Here is a 25,758-nt window from a genome sequence, read left to right as displayed (position 1 = left end):
GATGGCGCCCGGCATCGCCCTGTTCACTTTCGGCTTCTTCGCCGGCCATTCCGTCGCCAGCAGCTGGATAGGCCTGCGCGCCCGGGAAGCCAAGGCGCTGGCTTCCGCGCTGTATCTGAGCTGCTACTACCTGGGCTCCAGCGTATATGGCTCTTTCTCCGGCCTGATGTGGGGCCGCGGCGGCTGGCATGGCGTGGCCGCGGCGCTGGCGGCGGGCCTGTTGGCCTTGCTGGCCATCGCCTTGTGGCTGCGCCGCCTGCCACCGCTGGCGGCGCGCTAGGCGGTTCAGCGCTTCACTTTTTCTATGGTGCGATAGACGCCTAGTCCCAGCATGCCGAACAGCAGCGTCATCAGGGTGTCCACCTCCAGCGGGGGAAACTGGCCCAAAGCCAGGCCGTTCAGCACGGGGCGAAGCAGAAACTGATAGCTGAGCCCGGCGCCGCATACCCAGCCGCAATACGGACGCCAGCCAGACTCGAACAGGCCGGCGCTCCGGGCATCCCCCGCAGCGGCCGGCAGTTCCGTGTCCGGCCGCCGCGGCAGCGCCTCTTCCGCTTGCAGCAGGCGCAGCAACTCCTGTCGCATTTCCTCGCGCTGGCGAGCGTCCTGCTCCAAGCGCGCGGACAATTGGCTGAGCCGGTCTAGCGCGGCGGCCGGCGGCGTTTCCATCCTAGGGCTGCCCGTCGCGCGCGATCAGGGCGACCAGATCCACCACGCGCGAACTGTAGCCCCATTCATTGTCGTACCAGTACAGCAATCTGGCGTGGCGTTCATGCTGCACCTCGGTCCAGCGCTGATCGACGATGGCGGAGTAAGGACTGCCCAGATAATCATGCGATACCAGGGGATCGCTGGAGTTGCGCAGAATGGGCAGGTGCTGCTTTTGCTCGGCGTAGCGCAGCAGCGCGGACAGCTCCTGAGGGCTGCCGGCTTGCTTCAATTCCACGTTCAGCACGGCGGAGCTGACTATGCTGGTCGGGACGCGATAGGATAGCGCCTGCAAACGCTGCGACAGGCCCGGCAGGACGGCGTCGGCGGCCTTCACCGCGCTGGTGGTTTTGGGGATCAGGTTGTTGACGGCGGAACGGCCGAGCGCGAAGTGGGACTGCAGCCCGTCCGCCCCCGCGACGACGGCCGGGCCGTCCAGCAGCCTTTGTTGTCCCAGCCAGGGATGCAGCGTGGTCAGATAGCCGCGGGCGATGCCGAAGCGCTGCTCCAGCAGCGCGGCGATGGGCGCCAGGGCCACGGTGTCGCAGATGCTGGACGACAGGCGGCGCTGGCTGAGCGGGTCGAAGGTTTTGTCGTTCACGCCGAACACCACGGTGTGGATGTCCGGATGGCTGACCGCGTGCGTGGTGATGGTCCAGCCCGGAAAGTCGCGCCAGGCGGCCAGCCGGGCCGGGTTGCGCGCGTCGCCGGAGGCGTCGATCAGCACATCCACTTCGTGCTCGCGCCACGGCGCTTCGGCGATGTCCGCGCAATGGCTCAAGGCGATAGGCTGCTCCTCTATGGACAAGTGCCCGCTGCCAAAGCCGATCCGTTCCGGCAGAACGCCGTGGATGGAGTCGTATTTCAGCAGATAAGCCAGGTTGGCGGCATCCTGCTGCGCCTCATTGATCAGCGCGAGGTCGAACAACTGGCGCTGCTGATTGATGCGAAAAATGGCGCGGCCGATGCGGCCCAGTCCATTCAGGCCGACTTTCAGTTTCTTCATTGCGGTTTTCCTGCGTGGGTGAATGCGGTGGCCCAGGGTTCAGTCGAATTGCAGGTCCTTGGCGCGGGCGAAGGCCTCGTAGATGAAGGGCATCTCGAAACCGCGCCGCTCCAGCGCCGACTTGCGGATGGAAACCATGGACTCCTTGCCCTTGATGATGGGCAGCTGGCTGAGCGGGACGCCGCGCGTCAGCGCGTAGGCCATGCGCGCGGCTTCCCAGCCCTGTTCGTAGCCGGCGGTGGCCACGCCCATCATGGCGCCGTCCTGGGTGGCGGCGGTGGTCAGGCCCAATACCGGGATCTTGGCGTTGCGTTCGGTCCAGGCCATGGCTTCGGCGGGCGGCACGAAGATTTTTCCGCCTGGCTCGCGCTTCAACTGACGGTAGTCGCTGACCAGGAGGAAATCGGCGACCGCGGGCGCGCGCAGCACCAGCATTTTCCACTCCTCGAAGGTATCGGCCGTGACCGGCGGCATCCAGCGGATGTGGCGCCATTGATTCTGGAAATCCTGGTATTCAAACAGGCCGGCGGCGAAGTCGAAGGACTTGTCGCCTATCAGCAGCGCGCGGGGTTTGACGCCAGCGTCGCCGTCGCTGTTGTGCCACAGCGTTTGCAACGTATCGTCCACCGCGCGCAGCGGCTTGCGCTCCAGAATGCCGGTGACGTTGTTCGCCTTGTCGTAGCCATAGGCCTGCGGCTCGCTGTTGACGCCGGCGAAGACGATTTTCAGGTCAGGCTGGTTCAGGTGGCGGGCGCCGACCAGCTTTTGCGCGATGTCGTCGACTAGGATCAGCACGTCTGGCTTCCAGCGCGCGATGACATTGGCGGCGGCGGCCGCCGCCGCTCGTTGAGAGTCCTCGTCGCCGTGCCGCTTCAGGTCCAGGTAGTGCCAATGCAGCGAGACCTCGGGATGCTTGTTGAAGAAGCGGGTCAGCCCGTCGTTCTCCTCCTTGACCCAGCTGTAGTCCTCGTCATAGCTGTGGATGATCAGGATGCGCGCGCTGTGCAGCTTGTGGGCGACCACCAGGGCGGCGAAGCCGAGCGCGAAGGCGAGTTTGGCGGCGAGGAGCAGTTTCTTGATCATACGATGTCCAGCAAAGACCAGAAGGGAAGGGCGGCGAAGATCGAGAGGGCGCGGGCCAGGGTCATCGCCAGGTTGTAGCGCAGCACCAGGCCGCGGTCGTAACAGCCGGCTTGCTGCAGCGCGGCCAGCTGGCTATCCAGCAGCAAGTGGTAAGGCGCCTGGTAGGGAAAGAGGTAGGACTCGCACATCGTCAGCACGGCGAAGCCTATCAGCCATTGCGATACGCCCGCGGCGTGGGCCAGCGGCAACAGAAGCGTCAGCAGCAGGATTTCCGCCACCAGTTCCGGCAGCACCAGTCTCAGCAGCACGATGGCCAGGCATAGCAGGCCGAGGAAGGCGGGCAGGCTGGACTTCATGAACAGGCCTAGCCAGCCGAAGGTGGCGGCGATTTGCCGGTCTATGCCGGTCAGGTTCATGACCGGCACCCAGGCGATGATGGAGCCGATGAAGATCAGCACGGACCAGTCCACCCTTTGATTCAGGTCCTCGTTGCGCAGTGCGCCGAACAGCAGCAGCACGACCAGGGTGGCCAGCGACAGCCAGGAAATGTCCACTTGGTGGTAAGGCGCGCTCAGCGTGCCCAGCAACACCAGCGAGATGGCGATCAGGGCATGACGCTCCTTGCGGTTCATCGGGCCGAGCGCGTCGGCCTGCAGCGCGATGACGCGGGCGGGAATGCCTTGCGGCGAGGCGCGGCGGAACAGCAGCCGCATGGCGGCGAAATGCATGGCCAGCAGCAGCGCGCCGCTGAGCGAGGCCGCGCACAGCCAGGGCAACCAGTCGAAGGCGAATTGGGTCTGATTGTCGAATAGGCCGAACACCACCAGGTTGGCGGGCTTGCCGGTGAGAAACACCGCGGCGGCCAGGCTCATGCCGCCTATCGCGCTGGAAAACAGGCCGGCCGCAGTCGCGGCATCGCGGCGCTTGTCGCCGCTTTCCAGCAAGGCCGACAGAAAGGGGGCGAGGATGGCGCCGCGGGCTAGCTGGGACGGCATCACCGGCGTCAGCGCCAGGCCGTACAGGCACAGGCTGGCCTGCTGCCAGCGAGGGGTGGCGGGCACCCGGCGCAGAATCCACAGCGAGATGCGGTAAGTCAGCCCGGACACCGTCATCAGCGCGCCGATGGCGAACACGCTGAGCAGCATGAAGAAGCCATTGGAAGCGAAGCCGGAGGCGGCGACCGAAACCGGCGCGATGTCGAACAGCACGATGGCGAGCAGGGCGAACAGGGCTGGCACGAAGGCGGGCACCAGATTGAAGATCCACATCGCGGCGGTGCAGGCCAGGATGCCGATGAAGATGGCGCTGTCGGGCGGCAGCTGCGCTTGAGAGATATGCCAGGCGAGCAGCGGCGCGGCGATGGCCGTCAGCCATCCCGCTATTTCCCGCCAGGCTCCGCGTTCGGGAACGGAGGGCGGAGCGGGCGGCGCATCCGGCGCCGCCTGATTGGCGAAAGAGGCGAACAGGGCCGCTTTCAGCGCGGGGTGGCGGTCTGCCAGTTCCTGCATGCCCGGCAGCGCCAGCTCGTATAGCTGCGTCTCACAGTCGGCCTGGGCGTCGCTGCAGCGCAACAGGCTGCCCAGGGCGGCCTCGCCGCCGACGAAGCCCGCTTGCTGGCTCCATTGCCGCTCATGATGCCGCAGCGTGAGGCTGCCGCTGCGGATCAGATACAGTTGCTCGGCCGGATCGCCGCTGGAGAACAGGCGCTCGTCCGGCGCCAGGTTGCGCAGCCGCAGCCGGCTGGCCAGCCTGGCGCGCTCGGTCGGCGTCAGCGATTGCAGGGCCGGGTGGCGCCAAAGTTCGTCAAGGTCTTTGCTGTCGGGTGCGTGCGTCATATCGTCCTGATCCTGGTTGGAAATTGTCTCGTTTCAGCTCAGCTCCACCTTTTCTCCGCGGAACCAGCGGCGCGCCAGCAGCAGCGCCGACATCAGCGACGCCAGGAAGCCGCCAAGGGATTTGGCTTTTTCAAAGTTCTCCCGCGACAGCAGCGGGCGGTTGCGCTCCAGAAACAGCTGGGCGCCGCGCGCCAGCGGAAAGCCGGAAGGCCGCGTCAGCAGCGCCTCGTCCAGCTTCATGTTCAGGCGCACGGCGAGGGCCGGGCTGTACAGGGTCTCCAGCAAGCGGTATTCGGCCTTGGCATCCAGCTGGCCGTAAGCCAGCAGATGCAAATTCATGCCGGCCGTGCGCAGCGCCTGGGGCGGCACCGCCGGCGCCGCGCCGTACAGATAGGCGGGAATTTCGGCCGGAGCGGCCCAATCCAGACGGCTGGACGGCGTGTCCGGAAAGGGAAGGGCTATCAGGTGATAGCCGCGCTGGCGAATCAGAAAATCGGCCAGCATGGACGGCAGATAGGACGCGGTGACGATGGCGTCTGGCAGCCGGTCGGCGGGCAGCGACATCAGCGCCTCCTGCGACAGATTGCTTTCCAGGTAATCGCGGTCGGCGCGCAGGCCGGCGAACTCGAGCAAGCCGCGGGCGTTGTCGCTCAGCTGATCGCCGCGCGGGCCCAGGTCTATCTGTCTGCCGCGCAGATCCGCCAGCTGGTCTATGCCCGGCCGCGTCAGCAGGTGAGCCAGCTCGGGCGGCATGGCGGCCAGTTGCGTCACGTTGGGATAGCGGCCGTTGGCGCCGGCCGGCACCAGGGCGAGATCGATCTCGCCGCGGTTCAGCCGCTCCAGCGCTTGCTCCGTGCTCATGGCCGGCAGAATCCGCAGGCTCAGGCCATGGCGCGCGGCCTCCTCTTGCAGCATGCGGGAGAGAAACTGGCGATTGCTCACCACGTCGTTGCCGGCGATGCGCAGCGAGGCGGAGCCGGGCAGCGCGTCCAGCAGGAAGCCGGCCGCCGCCGCCGCCAGCGCGGCGAACAGACCGGCTGCCAGCAGCTTCCGTCGTTGGCGCGGTTGCTGATTCAGCAGCTGGTTCAGGGTGTCGGCGAGTTCGCGTGCCATCTTCGCGCTCCGGGTTCAGTAAACGGAAATCAATTGGTGCCGCTCTATCGTTTCCTGCGCCTGCGGCGTCTTCAGCCAGGCGAGCAGCGGCGCGGCGCGCGGCGCGCTTTCGTCGCCCAGACTCACCAAATACAGGTCCTGCACATAGGGGTAGCGGCCCGACAAGATGGTGGCGCGGGAAAACGGCACGCCGTCGACGGCCAGCAAGACCACCCGCCGGCTTTGCCGGGCCTCCTGCAAAGAGACGTAGCCCAGGGCGTTGGGGTCGTTTTCCACGGCCCGCATCATCTCGTCGGCGCTGTCCAGCGGTTCGGCCAGCCCGCTCAGATTGTGGTGGCCGAGCACGGACTCCTCGACAAACTGGCGGGTCGGCGAGGCCTCGCGCCGCGTCAGCAGCCGGATGACCGCGTCCTGGCCGCCCAGGGCTTTCCAATTGACGATCTTTCCAGTGAGTACGCTTTGGAGTTGGCCCTGTGACAGTCCGCGCAAGGATGAGCTGCGATTGACGATGAAGGCGATGCTGTTGCGCGCCAGCAAGTGAAAGTGGGTCTGCGTGTCGTCCTGCCAATCGGGCAGGCTCTGGCTTACGGCGGCGAGGTCGGCCACGCCGCGGCGCAGCGCCGCTAGGCCGGCCTCGGAGCCGCCTCCCTCTATCTGGATGCCGCCGGACTGGCCGTAAGCCGCTGCCAGGTCGCGCAGCAAGGTTTGCAGTTGGCCGGAGCCTGCCACGATCAAGGGCAGCGGAGCCGGGCTTGGCCGGAGCGCCAGCGCCAGCGTCGACAGCGTGGCGACCGCAAGCGCGAGCAAGGCGTACAACCGCAGGCTGCGCGACGGGCGGCTGAGCAGGCTGGCGATACTCATCGGTAGGCGCCGTCTTGCCGCGGCGCGGCCAGGCTGCGCAGAAAGGCGGCGCAGGCCGGCGCGGGAGGTCGCGCAGTCAGCAACAGCAGGGGGATGCGCAAGGGGTAGCGGCCACTGCTTACTGCCGCGGCGTCGGCGCGCTGGCCGGATAGCGTCAGCCGTTTCAGGCCAGGGCTCAGCTCGTCGGCGCCGACGATGGCGATGCCTTCCGGGTGGCGGGCCAGCTGCGCTACCCAGTCGCGCCGCGGCAACAGCACGCTGCGCGGGGAGAAGCGTCCATCGGCCCCCAGAACGACTTCGCGCCAGGCTAGGCCGGCGCCGCCGGCGGGCGGGTCCACCAGCACGGTGATGGGGCTATCCGTTCCGCCCAACTCCCGCCAGTTGGAAATCGCGCCGCTGAAAACCGCACGCAGCTGGGCGAGGCTGATGTCGGACACCGGATTGTCAGGGTGAGCGACCGGAATCAGCGCCTGGTAGCCGACGACGAGCGGCTGCCAGGCTTGGTCCTTGCGCAGCGGCGTCTGCAGGCTTTGCGGAATCGCGCCGTGCACCATGGCGATGTCGGCGCTGCCGTCCAGCAAGGACTTGACGCCGAAGGCGCTGCTGCCGGACGCCACCACCACGCTGGAGCCAGGTTCGCGCGCCATATAGTTTTCCGCGGCGCGCTGCATGAGCGGCAGCAGCGCCGTGGCGCCGCGAAGCTGGAGGGCCGGCTGGGGCGCGGCATAGGCGGCGGCGCAGTGCGCGGCGCATAGCAAGGCGAGGAAGCGGGGCATGGCGTCTCATCAAGATTGCGGATGAGATCATGGACGAGAGCCGGCGGGCGACGTGAGGCCTGGCGGCGTCGCCGACAAAAAAATACCCCGCCTGGGCGGGGTGGGGGAGGCGCGCGGCTTAGCGGATGATGCCGCCGCCCAGGCAGATGTCGCCATCGTACAGCACGGCAGATTGGCCCGGCGTCACCGCCCATTGCTTCTCGCGGAAGGTCAGGCTGGCCTGGCCGTCCACGATGGGAGACAGGCTGCAGGCCGCGTCGGCCATGCGGTAGCGGTTCTTGGCGCTGTATTCGCCGGGCGCGGGCTCATCCGGCAGCGTCCAGCTCAAGTCCGCCATGGCCAGCGTGGGCTTCAACAGCAGCGGATGGTCATGGCCCTGCACTACGATCAGCTTGTTGGCCGGTATGTCCTTGCCGGCGACGAACCACGGCTCGCCATTGCCGTCCTTGCTGCCGCCTATGGTCAGACCCTTGCGTTGGCCCAGGGTGTAATACATCAGGCCGATGTGCTCGCCGACGACCTTGTCTTCCGGCGTGACCATCTGGCCGGGCGAGGTGGGCAGATAGCGCTGCAGGAATTCTCGGAACGGCCGCTCGCCGATGAAGCAGATGCCGGTGGAGTCTTTCTTGGCCGCGGTGGGCAGGCCGGCCTGCTCGGCCAGCTGGCGCACCTCGGTCTTGCGGATGTCTCCCAGCGGAAAGATTGCCTTGGCCAGCTGGTGTTGCTGCAGGCGGTACAGGAAGTAGCTTTGGTCTTTGGTGTGGTCCACCGCCTTCATCAGGTAGTGGGTGCCGTCCTTTTCCAGCTTGCGCGCGTAGTGGCCGGTGGCGATGCAGTCGGCGCCCAGTGCCATCGCGTAATCGAGGAAGGCCTTGAACTTGATTTCGGCATTGCACAGCACGTCGGGGTTCGGCGTGCGGCCGGCCGAGTATTCCTTCAGGAAGTACGAGAACACGCGGTCCTTGTATTCCTTGGCGAAGTTGACGATTTCCATGTCGATGCCGACGATGTCGGCCACGCTCATCGCGTCCAACGCGTCCTGCTTGATCGAGCAGTATTCGTCGTCGTTGTCGTCTTCCCAGTTCTGCATGAATACGCCGATCACTTCATGGCCCTGCTGCTTCAAGAGCCAGGCGGTCACCGACGAATCCACGCCGCCGGACATGCCGACGACGATGCGTTTCTTACCCGTCACGGGGTGCTTCCTTCCTTACTGTTGCTTGCCTGTTTGACAGGCTCGGATACGGCCGGCGGCTCGTATCCGGTCATCCAAACTGAAAGGGGAACCACCACGGGCGGTTCCCCGAAATCCTTGAACCAGGTGTCCACGGCCCAGTCCTGCTTGGCGGCGACGTCATGCAGCACGCCGGTATAGTGCAGGTCCAGAATATGCGGCGCTCGCCATTCAGATGGCGCCGCATGGTGGTATTTCAACCAGCCTTGCCGGTCCAGATAGCGCAGAAAAGTGGTGACATTGCTGCTGTGGTCCACGCAGTCCATCCGGCCCTCGGCCGGGCCGTCGTGGCTGTTGCCGCCCCTGTCCTGCCAGATGGGCGAATCCTGCGCGGCGAGGAAGTACAGCGTCTGCACCGCGTCCGCCACCGCTGCGCGCTCGCTTTGCGGCGAGTCTGCCCGGGCCAGCCGCGTGGCCAGCCAGGCTTGGGCCTCGTCGGTGACCTCGAAAGAGGTCTGCCGGGAACATCGGTAATGATAACAGATGTTTAGCGCGTCGGCGAAGGCCGGCGGCAGGGCGAGCAGCAACAGCAGAGGCAGCAGGGCTCTAGGCATGGTTGGGTATCCGGTGGGTGGTTCAGCGCAAATCGCGTATCAACTCCAGCGGATGGATTATGCCAGCAAGATAGTCGTCCACGCAGCGCAGCACGACGGGGCTGCGCAATCTGTCCGCCTGGGTGGCGATTTCGTCGCGCGTCAGCCAGCGCACGGCGACGATGCCGTCGTCGAGCGGGGCGTCGGCTGCCGGGGCGAGGGCTTCGCCGCAGAAGGCGAAGCGGACGTAGGTGATGTCGCTGCCGGGCTTGTCGGCCAAATAGACGCCGAGCAGCCCGCGCGGCGCGAAGCGCCAGCCGCTTTCCTCGCGCGTTTCGCGGATGACGGCTTGCAGCAAGGTTTCGCCGCGCTCCAGGTGGCCGGCGGGCTGGTTGAGCCTGAGGCCGTCAGGCGTATTTTCTTCCACCATCAGGAAGCGGCTGTCGCGTTCGACGATGGCGGCGACTGTGGTATTCGGCTTCCATTCTCTATCGATGTTATTGACAATCATTCTTGTTTGTCTCTATGATCATGATAACTATTCTTGATTGTAAGCCAGAGGGGGCTCCGATGTACGTCTGCCTGTGCAATGCAGTGACCGACAGCCAGATCCGCGAAGCGGTGCATGGCGGCGCCTCGCGCATGTGCGATCTGCGCCGCGAACTCGGCGTCGCCTCCGATTGCGGCAAATGCGCCTGCATGGCCAACCAGATCCGCAAGGACGCCCAGGCCGAGCTGGCTGCCTGCTCGGTGGCGCGCAGCGCCGCCTGATTGCCTTGCCGCGCGCCGGCGCCCGGGAGGCCCGCGATTTCGCCTTGAGCTGACGTTCCGCTGTGCCATAATGCCTGGATAATTTTCTGGGAGGGCAAGCCATGCAAGGCGATAAGAAGGTCATCAAATACCTGAACCAAATCCTCAAGAATGAACTGACCGCCATCAACCAGTACTTCCTGCATGCGCGCATGTATAAGAACTGGGGGCTGAAGAAGCTCAACGAGCACGAATACGAAGAGTCGATCGATGAGATGAAGCACGCCGACAAGCTGATCGAGCGCGTGCTGTTTCTTGAGGGACTGCCCAATCTGCAGGACCTAGGCAAGCTGCACATCGGCGAGAATCCCAAGGAAATGCTGGAGTGCGATCTGAAGCTGGAAATGGACGCGCTGCCCTTGCTGCGCGAGGCCATCGCCTACTGTGAAACCGCTCAGGACTATGTCAGCCGCGATCTGCTGGAAGACATCCTGGAGAGCGAGGAAGAGCACGTAGACTGGCTGGAGACTCAGCTCGGCCTGATCGAGAAGGTGGGCCTGCCCAACTATCTGCAAAGCCAGATGGAAGACGCGTCCTGAGTCCGCGAGGCGCATAAAGAAAAAGGCTGTCGCAACGACAGCCTTTTTTGTCGACCGGCTCGCGGTCTATTTCTTCGCCGCCGGCTTGACCGGCTCCGCCGCGGGGGCGGAGGCGTCGCCCGCGGGCTCCGCCTCCTCCTGCCACGGCAGCGGCACTTTCTTCTGGTGGATGGTCAGGCCATGGGCGTCGTACTTCAGCTCGGTGGAAATCTGGCCGTTGTCCTCAAGCAGGTAGCCGTCGTTTTTCCACTGCGCCAGCTGGCTGTCCAGCAAGCTCTTGGCCAGGTCGTCCACTTCCTGCATATTGGGCTGGTCTTCCGCGGTGTGGTCCACCGTGAACAGATTGCGCGCCTGCGCCAGCACCAGATCCTCCAGCGTCTGCCGCGGCAGGCTCAGCTTGGCTTCTGCCTCGATGCGCTTGGCCAGCAGGGTGATGTCGTTGAGATCCGCCGACTGCAGCCCGTTGATGCCCAGGCTGCCCTGCAGCTTGGCTTCGCCGGTCGGCATTTTCAGGTAGAACTCGTTGATCAGCAGCTTGGGATTGTTCTCCAGGAGCGGCACAGCGTTCTTCTTGATGGTGTCGATGTACTGCTTGCGCAGCACGGCCGGGTCAACGCCTTCGAACGGGATCGCGCCTATCGCCTTGTCCAGCTTGACCAGGGTAGGGCCGTGCAGGTGATTGGCCGACACGTCTAGCCGCATCGGGCCGTAGCGGCGGTCATTGAAGCTCAGTTCGGCGAAATTGACTTTGCCGCGCGTGTTGACGAAGTCGTCCTGCTCGCTGGTGACGATCTGGTAGCTGAAGTTCTTCAGCGCCACTGACGACGGTTTGAATTCGCCGGAGGGGTTGACGAATTCGCCGACGCGCACGCGGGTCATCAGGTAGATCAGCTCGTTCAGCTTGATGCTGTACGGCATGCTTTCGCGCGAGGTCAGCTGCACGCCGCCTATGGTCAGCTCGCTGGTGCCCAGCTTGACGCCGGTGGCGCCCAGGCGGGTGTCGGAGGCGTAGTGCACGCCGTCGAACGACACGGCGCCCTTGCTCGAAGCCTCCAGCAAGAAGCCCGGCGACAGCGCCTCGGTCTTGTATTCCTGGTAGTTGTGCGAGTAATCGACCTTCAGGTCGAAGCCCTTCCACTTCATCTTGACGCCGGACAGCGCCTCTTCGTAGTCGAAGGCCGGCACATTGACGTCCAGCAAGCCGCCGCCGCGCAAACCGATGTGGTTGACGATGGTGATCGGTTCCTTGTCGCCGAAGAAGGTCTTCAGCGTCTTGCGAGTGGCGTCGCTCATCGCGAACTCGGTCTTCACCAGCGCGCGGCCCGGACGCAGGTCGAACGAGGACAAGCCCGGCAGCGGACCGTGCTGAACGTGGTTGGTGAACTTGATGGTGGAGTTCAGCAAGGGCTTCATATTGTCCGGCAGCATGTTTTCATACGGGCCGGACAGATGGCGGTTGAACACCAGTTCGGTGGTCTCTGTGGACGAGAACCAGCCGCGCTCGTAACTGTGCGATTTGACCTTGAACAGCGGCAGGCCGGAGAGCATCCGGTACTGCTCCTGCAAGGTGTCTTCGGCCTTGACGCCGGCCCAGTAGCTGGAGCCCGCGTACAGGACAAACAGGCCGCCGATGGCGGCGCCGGCGATGGTCAGTTTGCGTTTTGGCAACACTAGTATTTTTCTGAACTAGGGTGAAATGAAGCCCTATGGTACACCAATGCCGCGGCGGATGCGCAGCCCAGCCGGGCGGGGCGGAAAAAACGCTCTGACAGTCAACGGGCTGTGTTATAGAATAGAGCTTTGTCTCTAAGTCACTGGACGCATCAGATACATGAACTGGCTCAACGGTCTGCTGGACCTCCCGTGGTGGGGCTATATCGTAGCCGCCCTGATCCTGACCCACATCACCATCGCCTCCGTCACGATTTTTCTGCATCGCCATCAAGCGCATCGCGCATTGGATTTGCACCCGATTCCCAGCCACTTCTTCCGTTTCTGGTTGTGGCTGACCACCGGCATGGTCACCAAGCAATGGGCCGCCATCCATCGCAAGCACCATGCCCGCTGCGAAACGGCCGAAGACCCGCACAGCCCGCAGGTGCTAGGCATCAAGAAAGTGTTGTGGGAAGGCGCGGAGCTGTATCGCGCCGCCTGCAAGGACCAGTCCATCATGGACAAATTCGGCCACGGCACGCCTGACGACTGGCTGGAGCGCAATGTCTACAGCAAGCACAACGCCAAGGGCATCGTGCTGATGCTGATCATTAACCTGATGCTGTTCGGCCCCGCCGGCCTGACGATCTGGGCGGTGCAGATGGTGTGGATCCCGTTCTGGGCCGCCGGCGTGATCAATGGCCTGGGCCACTTCTGGGGCTACCGCAACTTCGAGAACGAGGACGCGTCCACCAATCTGGTGCCCTGGGGCATCCTGGTGGGCGGCGAAGAGCTGCACAACAACCACCATACCTTCGGCACTTCGGCCAAACTGTCGTACAAGTGGTACGAGTTCGACATCGGCTGGATGTATATCCGCATTCTGGAAACGCTGAAGCTGGCCACCGTGCGCAGGGTGGCGCCGCAGCTGGCGCAGGATCCGTCCCGTCCGCAGCTGGACCTGGAGCATCTGCAGGCCATCGTCGCCAATCGCTACGCCATCGCCGCGCGCTATGCCCGCGAGCTGAAGGCCGAGTACTACGCCGAACTGGGCAAGCTCAATCTGCCGGAGCTGCCCAGCACCATGCTGGGCCGCAAGATGAAGATATGGCTGAAGCAGGACGCCAAGGACACGCCGGAAGCCGAGCGCGCGCAGCTGGCGCAGCTGCTGGAACAAAGCCAGGTGCTGGCCACCATCTACAATATGCGGCAAGAGCTGACGCGTTTGTGGGAGCGCTCCAGCCTGACGCGCGAGCAACTGCTGAATGAGCTGCAGGACTGGTGCGGCCGGGCGGAGGCGTCCGGCATCGCCGCGCTGCAGCGCTTCTCGCTAAGCCTGAGGCAGACCGCTCTGGCTTGATGGCCATCAAGCCATTCCCGAAGAAACCCGCATCGAGACGATGCGGGTTTTTTATTGCGCGGCAGGGCATTAGAGCTTTTTATTATATTCAAATTAGAAATAAAAAATGTGTTTTTAATATTGAATGGAAATATAATGACCGTCCGTTGCTAATCTGCGCGAGGTCATCAATGAGTGCATTGTCACCGGCGGAAAACCTGCCGGATCAGCCATACATACACGGATTTTCCGCCGCGGAGCAGGCGCGCCTGGTGCGGCAGGCCCGCTTTTCCGAGGCCATGGTCTATCGCGATGTCGATTTCTCTAGCGGCGGCCGCTTACTGGAAGTCGGATGCGGCGTCGGCGCGCAAACTGAAATCCTGCTGCGCCGCTACCCCGAGCTGAACATCACCGGCATAGACTTCAGCCAGCGTCAGTTGGCGGTGGCGCGGCAGCGGTTGCAAGGCAGTCCGTTCCAAGAGCGCGCCACGCTGCTGCACATGGACGCGGAGGATATGGATTTCGCGCCGGCCACCTTCGACGCGGCCTTCCTGTGCTGGATACTCGAGCACGTGCATGCGCCGGAGCGGGTGTTGGCCGAGGCCCGCCGCGTGCTCAAGCCCGGCGCGCGCCTGTACGCGACGGAGGCGATGAACGCCACGTTCTTCATGGCGCCGTATTCCGCGCGGCTGCAGCAATACTGGCTGGCCTTCAATGACCATCAGCTGGCGATGGGCGGCGATCCCTTCATTGGCGCCAAGCTCGGCAATATCTTGCAGCGGCTGGGTTTCCGAGACGTGCAGACTCAGGTCAAGACCTGGCATCTGGACAGCCGCGAGCCGCATCGCCGGCAACTGGTGCTGGATTATTGGACCGAGTTGCTGCTGTCGGCGGCGGATCAACTGATCGAGGCGGGCAGCGTCGACGCGCAACTGGTTGAGGAAATGACGCGCGAACTGCGCCAGCTGCGCAGCGATCCGGAGCTGGTGTTCTTCTATAGCTTCATGCAGGCCAGCGCGGTGGTGTAAGGGCTTGCTATATCTGGTAAATGCTCGGTCTTAAATAGACATTCTTCCGCTTTTTATATAACCAAAAATTACTAAAAATTATTTTCAAATACCCAGGAGTGAGAAAATGAAAGATGATTCGATTCTTTCCCTGATAGGCAATACGCCGCTGGCGCGGGTTCGCCACCTGGACACGGGTCCTTGCGAGCTGTACCTGAAATTGGAAAGCCAGAATCCCGGCGGCTCGATCAAGGACCGCATCGCGCTGACCATGATCGAGGCGGCCGAGCGCGAGGGCAGACTGAAGCCCGGCGGCGCCATCATCGAGGCCACCGCCGGCAACACGGGCCTGGGCCTCGCTCTGGTGGCCGCGCAAAAGGGCTATGCGCTGACGCTGGTGGTGCCGGACAAGATGAGCCGCGAGAAAATCCTGCACCTGCAGGCGCTGGGCGCCAAAGTGGTGCTGACGCGCTCGGATGTCGGCAAGGGCCATCCCGAGTATTACCAGGACCTGGCGGCGAGCATAGCCGCGGACACGCCGGGCGCTTACTACATAGACCAGTTCAATAACCCGGCCAATCCCCTGGCGCATGAAACCACCACCGGACCGGAAATCTGGCGCCAGATGGATGGGCAGGTGGATGCGGTGGTGGTCGGCGTCGGCTCCAGCGGCACGCTGACCGGGCTGACTCGTTTTTTCAGCCGGCAATCGCCGGCCACCGCCTTTGTGCTGGCGGATCCGGTGGGGTCGGTGCTGGCGGACTATGTCGAAACCGGCAGTTACGGCCAGGCCGGCAGCTGGCTGATCGAGGGCATAGGCGAGGATTTCATTCCGCCGCAAACCGATCTGTCCATGGTCAAGCGCGCCTATCGGGTCAGCGACCAGGAAAGCTTCGACACCGCGCAGCATTTGCTGCGCGCCGAAGGCATCTTGGCCGGTTCCTCGTCCGGCGCTTTGCTGGCGGCGGCGCTGCGTTACTGCCGCGAGCAGACCGAGCCCAAGCGGGTGGTGACGCTGGTGTGCGACAGCGGCAATAAATACCTGTCCAAGTTCTACAACCATGACTGGCTGGTGGATCAGGGCATGCTGCGCCTGCCCGAAGTGGGCGGCCTGACTGATCTGATCGTGCGCCGCCACCAGGACGGCAGCACCGTGTCTTGCCATCCGGACGAGCCCTTGAGCGCGGCCTATCAGCGCATGCGGCTGCACGACGTATCGCAGATGCCGGTGCTGGAAGACGACAAGGTGGTGGGTGTGCTGGATGAATGGGACTTGCTGCTGTCAGTGCACGGCGAGCCGGAGAACTTCCGCCGCACGGTGCGGAGCGCGATGAGCGGCCAGGTGCGGACCTTGTCGCCGCGGGCCTCGCTGCAGGACTTGCTGCAGGTGTTCAATGAAGGCCATATCGCGCTGATCGTGGAGCAGGGCCGCTACCTGGGCCTGATTACCCAGGCCGACCTGCTGGCCTTCTGGCGCCGCCAGCCGCGTGCGGCCTGAGCCGCTTGATCGATTCGCCGCCCGGACGCGATGCGCCGGGCGCATGATTTAGAAAAGGATGGAAACATGACCGATTTTCACACTTTGGCCGTGACGGCCGGCGCGCATGAGGATGCCTTCGGCGCGGTGATGCCGCCTATCTACGCGACCTCCACTTATCGTCAGCACGCGCCGGGCGAACATACCGGCTATGAATACTCCCGCTCGCAAAACCCCACGCGCGAGGCGCTGGAACGCGCGGTGGCAGAGCTGGAGGGCGGCCTGCGCGGCTATGCCTTCGGTTCCGGCCTCGCCGCCATTTCCACTGTGCTGGAGTTGTTGCCGGCCGGCAGCCACCTGATCGCGGTCAACGACCTGTACGGCGGCACCTACCGTTTGTTTGAGAAGGTGCGCAAGCTCAGCGCCAACCTGGAGGTGACTTATGTCGCCTCCGCCGATAGCGCCGCGCTGGAGGCCGCCATTCGGCCCAATACCCGGATGATTTGGGTGGAGACGCCGTCCAATCCGCTGAACCAGCTGGTGGATCTGCCGCAGGTGTCCGCCATCGCCCGCCGCCATGATCTGATCGCTGTGGTCGACAACACTTTCGCCTCGCCGGTCAACCAGCGGCCGCTGGACTTCGGCTTTGACATTGTCGTCCATTCCGCCACCAAATACCTGAACGGCCATTCCGACGTGGTGGCCGGCGTGGCCGTGGCCAGCCGCGACAAGCCCGAACTGGCGGAACAGCTGGCCTTCCTGCACAACGCGGTAGGCGCCATTCTGGATGCCTTCCCCAGCTTCCTGGTGCTGCGCGGCTTGCGCACGCTGGCGTTGCGCGTCGAGCAGCACAACCGCAACGCGCAGGCCATCGCGCGTTGGCTGGAGGCGCAGCCGTGGGTGGAGCGCGTGCTGTATCCAGGGCTGGAAAGCCATCCGCAGCATGAACTGGCGCGCCGTCAGATGCAGGGCTACGGCGGCATCGTGTCCTTCTATCTGAAAGGCGACGTCAAAGCTTTCCTGGCCAAGCTCCAGCTGTTCGCCCTGGCGGAGAGCCTGGGCGGGGTGGAAAGCCTGGTCTGCCTGCCGGCAGCGATGACCCATGCCTCGATTCCCGCCGAGCGCCGCGCCGCGTTGGGCATACACGACAACCTGATCCGGCTGTCCGTGGGCGTGGAGGGCGAGGCGGCGCTGATCGCGGACCTGGAACGGGCCGGCCGGGACAGTTGAGCGCTTTGCCGCTAGAATCGACGGCGACCCCTCACCGCATATGGAGAATCTTATGAGCATCTACCGTCACAAGCAGGGCGCCCGTCTGGCCGAGGCCGTGGTGACCAATGGCCTGATCTTCCTGGCCGGCCAGGTTCCGGAAAACACCGAGGCAGACGCCCGCGGCCAGACCGAGAACGTGCTGGCGCAGATTGACGCGCTGCTGGCGGAACTGGATTCGGACAAGGCCAAGATCGTCGACGTCACTATTTTCCTGGCCAATCTGGCTGATTACGACGCGATGAACGCCGCCTGGGACGCCTGGGTGCCGGCAGGCCATGTGCCGGCCCGCGCCACGGTGGAAGCCAAACTGGCCAATCCGGCGTGGAAGGTAGAAATCAAGCTGGTCGCCGCGCGCTGATCGCGCCATCCGCCGCGCATAGCGCCGAAGCCCGCCGCCGGAAGGCCGCGGGCTTTTTCATTGTCCCGGAGGCGGCAGCGGCGTGGAGCCGGGCGGCGGCGGAGGATGGTCCGGCACGGCGGCGAGGCGCGCCGGCAGCAGTTTGCATTTTCCGCTCATTTTTTCGCCGCGCGGCGTGGTGAAATTCACCGCGTCGCCGGCTTTCTTGCCATTGCAGGCCTGAAAGGCTTCATCCGGCGGCACCCGGCTGTTTTCGGGCGGCGGCGAGGCGAGTGCGGCTTGCGCCAGGCAGAGGAGTAGGAGCGGCGGCAGGTAGCGCATGGCATGGTCCGTGTCGAGGTAGACAGCTTCAACATAGGCGAGCCGTTGTTTTTTGGATAGAGGCGATACTGACCTTCCGGGCAAGCCCTATCTTGCAACTCGCTTTGACTTAAGTATTCAAGTAATTGATATTAATGAGTTTTTTATTTTAAATCAAATGAGTGGACCGTTGTTTCACGGATAGGGCGCGGGTATTCGGACTGCTATGACTATGCTCATGCTCCCAGGCAACAGGGGGCGGTGTCGAACTGTAAACGCAATCCCAATACAGGAGAGTCAAGAGATGCAGTCCAAATCCGTGATCACGGCGGCCTGGCTGGGCCTGGCCGTTCTCGCTGGCGGTGCCGGGTCGTCATATGCCGCGCCCCTGTCCGCGGCGCAGCTGGCGCAACAGCAGAATGAGGCCGAAGCGGCCGCGAAGCTGGGCCTGGCAGGTTTCGCCCGGCAGGGCGCGCAGGACTTCGGCGCCCGTTTGCCTGGCGAATTCCCGCTGGATGTGAGCGATGCCCGCGCCCTGGCCGCGCTGCGCATCGGCGATGGCTTCCCAGTGTATAGCGTGACGCCGCAGCAAGTATTGGCGGAGGACGCGAATCTCAGTCGCCAGATGTCGCCGACAGGCGTCTGGCGCTTTACTGTCTATCAGCAGGCGCGGCCGGTGGGGCTGGTGACGGTGGAGAAAACGGGAGAGCGCTGGCAGGCGGTTTCCTTTGGCGCGGCCGGCCTGGCGCGGGATCTGGCCTCGCTGCGGGCGGCTTATGGGGATTCGGGCCGAGCCAGCCTGCGTTTCCTGCGCGTTTTTCAGGCGCAATCGGATTTTCTGGAAGTGACGCCGGCAGGCGGCGGGCAGCCGCGTTTCGCCGCGCTGAGCTCGGCTTATGCGTCTCTGGCGCTGAAGCGCCAGGCGGAGGGAGAGCGGGCGCTGCTGGATGGGCAGACGCTGCTCGAGCCGCTGCGCGCCGCGGTGCGCAGCAATCTATCCAACTGGCGCTGAGGAGAGAGCATCATGATGAAGCAAGGTTTGGGAAAGACCGCCATTGCGCTGGCGATGCTGGCCGCCGCAGCCGCCGTTCAGGCAGACAGCAAGGTGCTGGGCGTGCCGCTGACGGTGCAGGAGCACAGCCAGTGGTGCTGGGCCGGCTCGAGCAAGGCGGTGTTGGCTTGGTACAAGCAAACGCCTAGCCAGTGCGCCATCGTCAACTGGGCCTTCGGCATCAACTATGCCTGCGGCAACAGCAATTTCAATTGGAACAGCGACGCCAACAGTCCCAATAATATGTTTGGCGGCGGCGGCAGCCTGCAGGACATCTTGAGCAACTGGGGGGTGTCCAATTTCACAGTCTACGACTATCTGTCATGGACCCATGTGCTGCAGGACATCCAGGCCAACAGGCCCTTCGTGATCCGTTATGGCTGGACTAGCGGCGGCGGCCACTTCATCGTCGGCCGCGGCTACCAGAGCGGCAGCGGCGGCAATTACCTGTATATGATGAACCCGTGGCCGGGCGAGGGCATGACTTACGCGTCTTACGGCAATGTGGTGTCGGCCAGCGACCATGACTGGACCCATACCTTGCGGATGAGCGTCAGCCCCTGAGCGCGCGCGGGCGATGCGGGGATGGCAGGCGGTTTGCCTGCCGTCGCCTCATTCAGAAGTCGCCGTTGTAGCGCAGCGAGTCGGCCGGCGGCCTCTCAGCCAGGAAGTCTTCCACCGCCGACGAGAGCAGGCCGGGCAGATCATCGCGTTGCGCATCGACGGGGATCACATCCAGGCTGCGCGTCCAGGTTAACTGGCGCTTGGCCAACTGGCGGGTGGCGGCGACGCCGCGTTCGACAAATTCATCGAAGCCATACTGGCCATCCTGATGCTCCCAGGCCTGGCGATAGCCGACGCAGCGCATGGATGGCAGGTTCAGCGTCAGTTCCGGATAGTTCGCGCGCAGGCGGCTGACTTCGTCCAGGAAGCCTTGTTCCAGCATGATGCGGAAGCGCTCGGCGATGCGTGAGTGCAGCCAACCGCGCTCGCGCGGCGCCAGCGCCAGCGGCAGGAAGCGAAAGTCCGCCGCAGCTTCCTTGCCCTGGGCGATCAGTGCGGACATGGGCTTGCCGCTGAGCAGGCATACTTCCAGCGCGCGGTGAATGCGTTGCGAGTCGTTAGGGTTGAGCCGGACTGCGGTGGCAGGGTCCAGCTCCGCCAGGCGTGCGTGCATCGCCGGCCAACCCAGCCGCGCGGCATCGGCATCCAGCTCGGCGCGCAATGCGGCGTCGGCCTGGGGGAGGTCGGACAAGCCTTCCAGCAGCGCTTTGTAATACAGCATGGTGCCGCCCACTAGCAGCGGCAGCTTGCCGCGCGACTGGATGTCAACGATCAGCCGGTTGGCGTCGGCGTGGAATTGCGCGGCGGAATAGCTTTGCAACGGGCTGATGATGTCTATCAAGTGGTGAGGGCAGGCGGCCATTTCCTCGGACGAGGGCTTGGCGCTGCCTATGTCCATGTCGCGATAGACCAGCGCGGAGTCGACGCTGATTATTTCGACCGGAAAACGATGGGCCAGCTCCAGCGCCAGTCCGGTTTTGCCGGAGGCGGTGGGGCCCATCAGCAGTATCGCTTGTGGGGTGTCGCTCATGGTGTTGCTCGCTGCGGTCAGGGGGCGATTGTCGCACAGCCGGCTGCGGCATGCGCGAAAGGCTTGACCTTGCCGCTCAGCTGTTTACGATGTGAGTATCGACCAGGGGAGCCATCCATGAAAATCGAAGCCGCCAGCGAGCAGCATCAATCCGCCTACCGTCTTTATTTCCGGCATTGCCGCGAGGAGGGCTTCGATTATTATTGCGAGCTGCCCGACGATGCCGACGGCTGGCTGAGCAAAGTGTTGCAGCATGCGGATGCCGAGGCGCTGCCCGAAGGCTGGGTGCCGTGCCAGACCTGGTTTTTGCTGACCGACGACGGCGAGATTGTCGGCGCGGCCAGACTGCGCGAAGGCGAGACCGAAGTGATTCAGGATGAAATCGGCCATATCGGTTTCGAAGTGCTGTCGTCGTGGCGCGGCCATGGCTATGGCCGGGTATTGCTGCAGTACGTGCAGGCGATGGCGGCTGCGCCGGCCTGCGGCAATTGGGTGCTGGTGTGCGATGCCGCCAACATCGCCGGGCTTCGCACGATAGAGGCGTGCGGCGGCCAGCGCTTGGAGGACATGCCGCAAGCGGACGGCAGCGTGGCCAGGCGCTATAGTCTGGCCTCGTTGGCCAGTTTGATAGAATAATGTTTCTCGCGCGGGAAAAGTCGTGTAGAATCCGCCGTTTCCCGCGTATATAGTCCCTAGGTTTTCCGACATCCCGGTTTAATGTCCACCATTACCGATTTAAAATATCTTAAGATCGTGCTGGAAACAGCCTTGCTGACGGCGCAAGAGCCGCTGTCCGTTTCCCAGTTGAAACGGCTGTTCACCGAGGACGTCAAGGCGGCGCTGATCAACGATATTCTGGAAGACATCCAGGGGGATTGGCGCGGTCGCGGCATAGAGCTGGTCAAGCTGGCTTCGGGCTGGCGCTTTCGCGCCCGGGCCGAGTTCACGCCTTATTTGAATCGGCTCAATCCGGAAAAGCCCCCGCGTTACTCGCGGGCGGTGATGGAAACACTGGCGATCATCGCCTACAAACAACCTGTGACCCGAGGCGATATCGAGGCGATACGAGGCGTATCGGTCTCGACCAACGTGATGCAGACCCTGCTGGAGCGCGGTTGGATTGAAGTCATCGGTCACAAGGACGTACCGGGCCGTCCCGGCCTGTACGCCACGACACGCAAATTTCTGGACGATCTGAGCTTTGTCTCGCTGAACGACCTGCCGCCTCTGGCGGAGTTGGGCAGCTTGATAGTGCCGGATAGCCAGACGCAGGACGATCGCCCCGACGCGGGCGCAGACGACATCCCCCTCGACGATGAGGCGGACAATTTAGAGCCAGTCGCGGAATAACGCTTCCGCCAGTTGCTCGCATGGAAAGAGCAAACACATGTCTACAAAAGGACAACGTAGCCACGCGCGCCAACCGGTCGCGCGTGTCAAAGGCCGTGAAACCTCGCAGCCGCGCCAGAACGCCGGCCGGAGCCAGGGCCAGGCCCGTCAGGGCAAAAACTCCTCCTCCGCTGGCATCCAGCCGCGCTTCCCGCAACAGCAGCAGGGCCAGCAGCAGGGCCAGCAGGCGCGCCGAGGCGGCCAACGCCAGGCGCGCGATGCTTACGGCAACCCGATCGCGCCGACGCAGAACGGCGTGCCGCTGTTCAAGCTGAGCCGCCGCGAACAGGAGCAGCAGATGCTGGCCGCCGGCAACCGCAAGCCGCAATACCAGCGCGACAGCAATGGCGACGTCAACGGCAATGTCGCGTTGGACCACGAGCAGCGCTTTGGCAACAAGAACGCCGCTCGTCCGGCCGGCAAGACCCGCAATCCGGCGGAAGGCGGTCGCGCCAAGGCAGAGGGCAAGCCCGAGGGCCAGGCCCGCGCCGAAACCGCGCCGCGTGGCGAGGCCAAGCCCAAGCAGCAACAAGTGCAGAGGGCGAAAAAACTGCGCCTGCGCAGTCCCAGCCAGGACATCAAGAACAAGGCGCAGAAGCTGAAGGAAGTGCGCGTCGATCTGAATGAGATCGAGCCGGTTCGTCTGCAGAAGGCCCTGTCCTCGTCCGGCGTCGGCTCCCGCCGCGAGATGGAAGAATGGATAGAGGCCGGCCTGGTGCTGGTCAACGGCAAGAAAGCCAGCCTGGGCGACAAGGTGGGCCCGCATGACAAGGTGACGGTCAAAGGCGATGCGATCAAGCTGAAATGGCCGGACCGTCTGCCGCGCGTGATCATGTATCACAAGGAAGAGGGCGAGATCGTCACCCGCGACGATCCGGAAGGCCGCGTCACCGTGTTCGATCGTCTGCCGCAGGCCAAATCCAGCCGCTGGGTGGCTATCGGCCGTCTGGACGTCAACACCTCCGGCCTGCTGCTGATCACCACCAGCGGCGAGTTGGCCAATCGCATGATGCACCCGAGCTTCGAAGTGGAGCGCGAGTACTCCGTGCGCGTGCTGGGCGAGCTGACGCCGGAGATCATGAAGGAAATGACCAAGGGCGTGGAACTGGAGGACGGCGAGGCGCGCTTCGACCGCATCTTCCAGACCGGCGGCCAGGAAGAGTCCGCCAACCAGTGGTTCAACGTGGTGATCAAGGAAGGCCGCAACCGCGAAGTGCGCCGCATGTTCGAGCATTTCGGTTTGACCGTGAGCCGTCTGATGCGCGTGCGTTTCGGCAATATCGGCCTGCCGCCGCGGCTGAAGCGCGGCCAGTTCTACGAGCTGAACGCAGCCGAGGTGGCTGCAGTGATGAAGTGGTCCAATCTGACCGTGACCGGCGGCAAGAAGGCTGGCGGCCAGCGCCGCGGCTCCGCGCGCAAGCCCAAGGCTGCGCGCGCCGAGTAATCGGCCGGAACGAGTCGTGACACGCGGGCGAGCGCCATGGGGCGGCGCCCGCTTTTTATTGCGAGGAACGAATGGAACTGCGGGAAGAAGGCGCCGACGCCTTCTGGGACTTGCCGGAGCGCAGGCTGCGCGCCTCCATCGTGATCGTCGAGCATGGCCGCCTGCTGCTGATGCGCAGGGTCAAGCCCGAGAAGGAGTTCTTCGTGTTGCCGGGCGGCAACATCAAGAAGAACGAGACGCCGGCGATGGCCTGTGTGCGCGAGACGCGCGAGGAAACCGGGCTCAATGTCTGGCTGGGCGGCGAGTTGTGCGTGCTGGAGAGCAAAAGCCGCACCGAGCATGTCTTCGTGGCCCGCGAGCATCGCGGCTTGCTGCGCCTGGGCGGGCCTGAGCTGGCCAAGCTTACGCCGGACAACCATTATGAACTGGTGTGGCTGGATGCCGCGGCGCTGCGGCGGGTGAGGTTGCGGCCGAAGGCGCTGCTGCCGTATTGCCTGGCATTGCTGGCGGGCGAGCCGCTGCCGCAAACTCAGGCATAATGAGACATGATTGTCCGAGGCATGGAATCGACTAGGCGATGAGCAAGGCATTTACCCGAGAAGACGAACAGCAGGATGACGATCTGCCGGCCGAGCGCCGCCTGCCCGCGTCGACCAAGAACTACATCACGCCGCTGGGCTGGCAGCGGCTGAAGGATGAGCTGTACCATCTGGTCAACCGCGAGCGGCCGGAGATGGTGCAAGTGGTCAACTGGGCGGCCAGCAACGGCGATCGCTCCGAGAACGGCGACTATCTGTACGGCAAGCGCCGCCTGCGCGAGATAGACCGCCGCATCCGTTTCCTGACCAAGCGTCTGGAGATCGCCGAGGTGGTGGACCCGGAGGCTAGGGAAGCGACCGATCAGGTCTTTTTTTCCGCCACCGTGCTGATTCAGCGCGGCGACGGCAGCGAGCAGCGGCTGTCCATCGTCGGCGTGGACGAGATCGATCTGCCGCGCGGCCGCATCAGCTGGATTTCGCCGATCGCGCGCACGCTGCTGAAATCGCGCGAGGGCGATACCGTGCTGTTTCGCGGGCCGGACGGCGATGAGGACATCGAAGTGCTGGAAGTCTGCTACGTCCGCCTGGATTGATGCCGCAGGCAAGCAAACGGCCCGGAGTTTCCGGGCCGTTTTCATTTCATGGCGCACGGCGCTCAAGGCAGGATGTGTTCGGACAGCTTGCCGTTGATCAGGAACCAGTCGCGGGTGGCCTTGTCGCCGCAATCGTCGAAGGCGGTTTGCAGCAGGCGCTGCTGCTCCCGGTGCAGGTTTTCCTCCAGGCGCAGTCCTTCCTCGCTCAGCGTTAATTGTTTGACGCGCTTGTCATGGGGCGCGGGCTGGCTGCACACCAGGCCCATTTCCATCAACTGGCGCAAGGGGATGTTGATGGCTTGCTTGGTCACGCCGAGGAAGGACAGCAAGTCCTTGACCGATAGCTTGGGGTAGCGGGCGATGAAAAACAGGATGCGATGGTGCACGCGGGCCAGTCCGCGTTTGGCCAGCATTTCATCTGGCTTGGTGGTCAGGGCCTTGTAGGCGTAAAAGAAAATCTCGATCGCAGCCCGGGTGTCCAGGCTGGTTTCTTCCTCCTTGCGCGCAATGGTCGTGGTCATGATGTTTTCCGTGGTTGGTATGGATTAGTTTCGCATAGTCCGCGCCTGTCGCGGGCGCGGGATTCAGTTGTCGCGGACAACGACGTTTACGCTGGAGCGTGGATGGTCGCTGATTTCCCCCACTGCGACCGCGACCCAGGTATTGGCCTTGTGCGCCACCAGATAGCGGTCGGTTTTCTGGTAGATGATGAGGCCCAGAGTCTTTTCCCATACGTCGGAGTTATTGCTGCAAGGCTTGTCGCAGACGAAATCCAGCTGATAGCCCTGCTGCCCCAGCTGGTTCTTGTACGCGGCCCAGACTTGCATGGTGCTTTGCGTGGCGGGGTGCTCGTAAGCGTCCTTGTATACCTGGCCGCGCATCAGCTCCGATTTGGCGACGCGGATGGAGCCGTCCTGATTCAGGTTGGGACGCGATAGGAACATCGTCATCTCGTCCAGTTCCTTGTAGACATGATCGCTTTCGTCCAGCTTGGCCGGCAGCGGGGAGCCTACCGGCGAAGGCTGGGTCAGCTTCAGACGCGGCGTGTTTGATTGATCGCCCGTTTGGCGGGAAACGACGCCGCCCACGTTTTTGACGGTGTCGACGGCCTCGTTGACCGAGTTCAGTACCGATCCGAGATCGAAAGCCTGAGCCTGGCTGCAGGACAGCGTGAGGGCGACTAGGCAGCTTGCTGCGGCAATGCGCATGATGGCTCCATGTGAATCATATGCTGACAGGGCTTC

At 63.9% G+C, this 25,758-nt stretch carries 29 protein-coding genes and 1 pseudogene; 15 read left to right on the top strand and 15 right to left on the bottom strand.

What is annotated here, in order from left to right; translation table 11 throughout:
• Nucleotides 1-280: pseudogene (locus C2I19_RS22450) on the top strand (MFS transporter); the annotation flags it as partial.
• 5 nt (nt 281-285) lie between these two features.
• Here C2I19_RS22450 and C2I19_RS09030 read toward each other — a convergent pair.
• The 10 genes from C2I19_RS09030 to C2I19_RS08985 all read right to left on the bottom strand — a co-directional run bounded on the left by C2I19_RS09030 (nt 286) and on the right by C2I19_RS08985 (nt 9,660).
• Complete coding sequence (locus C2I19_RS09030) at nt 286-669, bottom strand: 3TM-type holin (RefSeq protein ID WP_103902375.1); 384 nt, start codon at nt 667-669, stop codon at nt 286-288.
• 1 nt (nt 670) lies between these two features.
• On the bottom strand, nt 671-1,714 hold the full coding sequence (locus C2I19_RS09025; RefSeq protein ID WP_103902374.1) for a type I glyceraldehyde-3-phosphate dehydrogenase: 1,044 nt from the start codon (nt 1,712-1,714) through the stop codon (nt 671-673).
• 39 nt (nt 1,715-1,753) lie between these two features.
• Nucleotides 1,754-2,797 carry an ABC transporter substrate-binding protein gene (locus C2I19_RS09020; protein ID WP_103902373.1) on the bottom strand — a complete coding sequence of 348 codons (1,044 nt, stop codon included), beginning with the start codon at nt 2,795-2,797 and terminating at the stop codon, nt 1,754-1,756.
• Nucleotides 2,794-4,632: an SLC13 family permease gene (locus tag C2I19_RS09015; RefSeq protein WP_103902372.1), complete on the bottom strand. Its 1,839-nt coding sequence runs from the start codon at nt 4,630-4,632 to the stop codon at nt 2,794-2,796. The genes C2I19_RS09020 and C2I19_RS09015 overlap by 4 nt, the downstream gene beginning before the upstream one ends.
• Before the next feature lie 33 nt (nt 4,633-4,665).
• Entirely contained in the window at nt 4,666-5,745 is a 1,080-nt protein-coding gene (locus C2I19_RS09010) for a TAXI family TRAP transporter solute-binding subunit (RefSeq protein WP_103902371.1), read from the bottom strand.
• 15 nt (nt 5,746-5,760) lie between these two features.
• Nucleotides 5,761-6,606 carry a substrate-binding domain-containing protein gene (locus C2I19_RS09005; protein WP_103902370.1) on the bottom strand — a complete coding sequence of 282 codons (846 nt, stop codon included), beginning with the start codon at nt 6,604-6,606 and terminating at the stop codon, nt 5,761-5,763.
• Entirely contained in the window at nt 6,603-7,382 is a 780-nt protein-coding gene (locus tag C2I19_RS09000; RefSeq protein ID WP_103902369.1) for a substrate-binding domain-containing protein, read from the bottom strand. Before C2I19_RS09000 ends, C2I19_RS09005 begins: the two co-directional genes overlap by 4 nt.
• A 118-nt stretch (nt 7,383-7,500) precedes the next feature.
• A complete protein-coding gene (gene mnmA / locus C2I19_RS08995; RefSeq protein WP_103902368.1) occupies nt 7,501-8,577 on the bottom strand; it encodes a tRNA 2-thiouridine(34) synthase MnmA in 1,077 nt (358 codons plus the stop codon).
• Entirely contained in the window at nt 8,574-9,170 is a 597-nt protein-coding gene (locus C2I19_RS08990; RefSeq protein WP_103902367.1) for a hypothetical protein, read from the bottom strand. The genes mnmA and C2I19_RS08990 overlap by 4 nt, the downstream gene beginning before the upstream one ends.
• A 22-nt stretch (nt 9,171-9,192) precedes the next feature.
• Nucleotides 9,193-9,660 carry an NUDIX hydrolase gene (locus tag C2I19_RS08985; RefSeq protein ID WP_103902366.1) on the bottom strand — a complete coding sequence of 156 codons (468 nt, stop codon included), beginning with the start codon at nt 9,658-9,660 and terminating at the stop codon, nt 9,193-9,195.
• Between the two features lie 59 nt (nt 9,661-9,719).
• Between C2I19_RS08985 and C2I19_RS08980 the strand changes: the two genes are divergently transcribed.
• Nucleotides 9,720-9,920 (top strand): (2Fe-2S)-binding protein, encoded by a 201-nt coding sequence (locus C2I19_RS08980; RefSeq protein WP_103902365.1) that lies wholly within the window; start codon nt 9,720-9,722, stop codon nt 9,918-9,920.
• A 101-nt stretch (nt 9,921-10,021) separates the two neighbouring features.
• The gene (gene bfr, locus C2I19_RS08975) at nt 10,022-10,498 is read left to right on the top strand and encodes a bacterioferritin (RefSeq protein ID WP_103902364.1); all 477 of its coding nucleotides are present in this window, start codon (nt 10,022-10,024) and stop codon (nt 10,496-10,498) included.
• A gap of 66 nt (nt 10,499-10,564) precedes the next feature.
• Here the strand turns inward: bfr and C2I19_RS08970 are convergent, their stop codons facing one another.
• The gene (locus C2I19_RS08970; protein ID WP_233201152.1) at nt 10,565-12,169 is read right to left on the bottom strand and encodes a YdgA family protein; all 1,605 of its coding nucleotides are present in this window, start codon (nt 12,167-12,169) and stop codon (nt 10,565-10,567) included.
• A 160-nt stretch (nt 12,170-12,329) separates the two neighbouring features.
• Here C2I19_RS08970 and C2I19_RS08965 point away from each other — a divergent pair, with 160 nt between their 5' ends.
• The 5 genes from C2I19_RS08965 (at nt 12,330) to C2I19_RS08945 (ending at nt 17,604) form a co-directional block, all read left to right on the top strand.
• Nucleotides 12,330-13,511: a DesA family fatty acid desaturase gene (locus C2I19_RS08965; protein WP_103902362.1), complete on the top strand. Its 1,182-nt coding sequence runs from the start codon at nt 12,330-12,332 to the stop codon at nt 13,509-13,511.
• Nucleotides 13,512-13,681: 170 nt separating this feature from the next.
• Nucleotides 13,682-14,518, top strand: a complete 837-nt coding sequence (locus C2I19_RS08960; protein WP_103902361.1) for a class I SAM-dependent methyltransferase — start codon at nt 13,682-13,684, stop codon at nt 14,516-14,518.
• A gap of 106 nt (nt 14,519-14,624) precedes the next feature.
• The gene (locus C2I19_RS08955; protein ID WP_103902360.1) at nt 14,625-15,995 is read left to right on the top strand and encodes a pyridoxal-phosphate dependent enzyme; all 1,371 of its coding nucleotides are present in this window, start codon (nt 14,625-14,627) and stop codon (nt 15,993-15,995) included.
• Between the two features lie 66 nt (nt 15,996-16,061).
• Complete coding sequence (locus tag C2I19_RS08950; protein ID WP_103902359.1) at nt 16,062-17,204, top strand: trans-sulfuration enzyme family protein; 1,143 nt, start codon at nt 16,062-16,064, stop codon at nt 17,202-17,204.
• 52 nt (nt 17,205-17,256) lie between these two features.
• Nucleotides 17,257-17,604: a RidA family protein gene (locus C2I19_RS08945; protein WP_103902358.1), complete on the top strand. Its 348-nt coding sequence runs from the start codon at nt 17,257-17,259 to the stop codon at nt 17,602-17,604.
• A gap of 57 nt (nt 17,605-17,661) precedes the next feature.
• Here C2I19_RS08945 and C2I19_RS08940 read toward each other — a convergent pair whose 3' ends face one another.
• On the bottom strand, nt 17,662-17,925 hold the full coding sequence (locus C2I19_RS08940; protein WP_103902357.1) for a hypothetical protein: 264 nt from the start codon (nt 17,923-17,925) through the stop codon (nt 17,662-17,664).
• A 283-nt stretch (nt 17,926-18,208) separates the two neighbouring features.
• Here C2I19_RS08940 and C2I19_RS08935 point away from each other — a divergent pair, with 283 nt between their 5' ends.
• Complete coding sequence (locus tag C2I19_RS08935; protein ID WP_103902356.1) at nt 18,209-18,916, top strand: hypothetical protein; 708 nt, start codon at nt 18,209-18,211, stop codon at nt 18,914-18,916.
• Between the two features lie 12 nt (nt 18,917-18,928).
• Nucleotides 18,929-19,519 carry a C39 family peptidase gene (locus C2I19_RS08930; protein WP_233201151.1) on the top strand — a complete coding sequence of 197 codons (591 nt, stop codon included), beginning with the start codon at nt 18,929-18,931 and terminating at the stop codon, nt 19,517-19,519.
• A 52-nt stretch (nt 19,520-19,571) separates the two neighbouring features.
• Here C2I19_RS08930 and miaA read toward each other — a convergent pair whose 3' ends face one another.
• Nucleotides 19,572-20,549: a tRNA (adenosine(37)-N6)-dimethylallyltransferase MiaA gene (gene miaA, locus C2I19_RS08925; protein ID WP_103902355.1), complete on the bottom strand. Its 978-nt coding sequence runs from the start codon at nt 20,547-20,549 to the stop codon at nt 19,572-19,574.
• Nucleotides 20,550-20,666: 117 nt separating this feature from the next.
• Here miaA and C2I19_RS08920 point away from each other — a divergent pair, with 117 nt between their 5' ends.
• The 5 genes from C2I19_RS08920 to greB all read left to right on the top strand — a co-directional run bounded on the left by C2I19_RS08920 (nt 20,667) and on the right by greB (nt 24,514).
• Nucleotides 20,667-21,185 (top strand): GNAT family N-acetyltransferase, encoded by a 519-nt coding sequence (locus C2I19_RS08920; RefSeq protein ID WP_158253672.1) that lies wholly within the window; start codon nt 20,667-20,669, stop codon nt 21,183-21,185.
• Nucleotides 21,186-21,266: 81 nt separating this feature from the next.
• Nucleotides 21,267-21,899: an SMC-Scp complex subunit ScpB gene (gene scpB / locus C2I19_RS08915; RefSeq protein WP_103902354.1), complete on the top strand. Its 633-nt coding sequence runs from the start codon at nt 21,267-21,269 to the stop codon at nt 21,897-21,899.
• A 337-nt stretch (nt 21,900-22,236) separates the two neighbouring features.
• Nucleotides 22,237-23,382, top strand: coding sequence for a pseudouridine synthase (locus tag C2I19_RS08910; protein WP_439647043.1), 1,146 nt, complete (start codon nt 22,237-22,239; stop codon nt 23,380-23,382).
• A gap of 71 nt (nt 23,383-23,453) precedes the next feature.
• Nucleotides 23,454-23,921, top strand: a complete 468-nt coding sequence (locus C2I19_RS08905; RefSeq protein ID WP_103902352.1) for an NUDIX domain-containing protein — start codon at nt 23,454-23,456, stop codon at nt 23,919-23,921.
• A 38-nt stretch (nt 23,922-23,959) separates the two neighbouring features.
• Nucleotides 23,960-24,514 (top strand): transcription elongation factor GreB, encoded by a 555-nt coding sequence (gene greB / locus C2I19_RS08900; RefSeq protein WP_103902351.1) that lies wholly within the window; start codon nt 23,960-23,962, stop codon nt 24,512-24,514.
• A gap of 62 nt (nt 24,515-24,576) precedes the next feature.
• Here the strand turns inward: greB and C2I19_RS08895 are convergent, their stop codons facing one another.
• The gene (locus C2I19_RS08895; RefSeq protein ID WP_103902350.1) at nt 24,577-25,035 is read right to left on the bottom strand and encodes a MarR family winged helix-turn-helix transcriptional regulator; all 459 of its coding nucleotides are present in this window, start codon (nt 25,033-25,035) and stop codon (nt 24,577-24,579) included.
• Nucleotides 25,036-25,098: 63 nt separating this feature from the next.
• A complete protein-coding gene (locus C2I19_RS08890) occupies nt 25,099-25,722 on the bottom strand; it encodes a hypothetical protein (protein WP_103902349.1) in 624 nt (207 codons plus the stop codon).
• Between the last annotated feature and the right edge of the window lie 36 nt (nt 25,723-25,758).

This window comes from Chromobacterium alticapitis, from assembly GCF_002924365.1.
Lineage (GTDB): Bacteria > Pseudomonadota > Gammaproteobacteria > Burkholderiales > Chromobacteriaceae > Chromobacterium > Chromobacterium alticapitis.
This window is presented reverse-complemented; position numbering and strand designations above follow the sequence as displayed.